A 595-nucleotide genomic window follows, 5' to 3' on the forward strand; every position below is an offset into this window, starting at 1 on the left:
AAATAGGCGGCATAAGATCCTTCTCAGGTGATTTTGCGCCTATTCAAGCATCGGCCCCGAGGCCGACATGACACCTGAAACCCGGACAACCTCGTCCCCCCTGCCGGCCAGCCAACGCTTGAACAGCCTGATTGGGTGGGAACCCACTAAAAGTTCGGAGAGGAAATACTGAAATTCTTGTAGGAAAAATGCCACACGCTGACGCCGCCATCGACCAGCGCAGTCAGCACATGAAAACGTAACTGGCCCCGGTTTTCAAGCCTTTGCCGTGACCGAACAGTCACGCAAAGCGCGACCTCTGTACCAGGCACCGTCAGAAGCCCGGCGCCAACTTTCAGAAATGATGGCACTTTGTGTCCCTGTTTTCCCCTACAGACGTAGGACAAATCCATAGGCTTAAATCCCGCCCCAGATCAGTTTCAAGGAGAGACGATTGCGTGGGCGGCTTTTGCATCAACAGCGGACGACTCGGTGATGACTCGGAACCAGGGATGACAAGGATATGAATCTGACCGGCAGCATTCGCAACATGGAAAACCCGCACTTCTACTGGCAACTGGGGGAACTGATTGCCAGCACCGGCGATGATCATTTC

General features: G+C 54.1%; 1 protein-coding gene and 1 pseudogene. One reads left to right on the top strand and one right to left on the bottom strand.

Going from position 1 to position 595, the window contains the following annotated elements; genetic code table 11:
- Positions 1–146: 146 nt before the first annotated feature.
- Entirely contained in the window at positions 147–392 is a 246-nt protein-coding gene (locus HT737_RS28645; RefSeq protein WP_182404505.1) for a hypothetical protein, read from the bottom strand.
- Between the two features lie 110 nt (positions 393–502).
- Between HT737_RS28645 and HT737_RS32460 the strand changes: the two are divergent.
- A pseudogene (locus tag HT737_RS32460) lies at positions 503–595 on the top strand (helix-turn-helix transcriptional regulator); the annotation flags it as partial.

The organism is Pseudomonas sp. MD195_PC81_125 (genome assembly GCF_014060985.1).
GTDB classification, from domain to species: Bacteria; Pseudomonadota; Gammaproteobacteria; order Pseudomonadales; family Pseudomonadaceae; genus Aquipseudomonas; species Aquipseudomonas parakoreensis.

What these genes read in the sequence shown, in the direction of transcription:
- HT737_RS28645 (WP_182404505.1), bottom strand. Translation starts at nt 392, where the DNA reads ATGGATTTGTCCTACGTCTGTAGGGGAAAACAGGGACACAAAGTGCCA.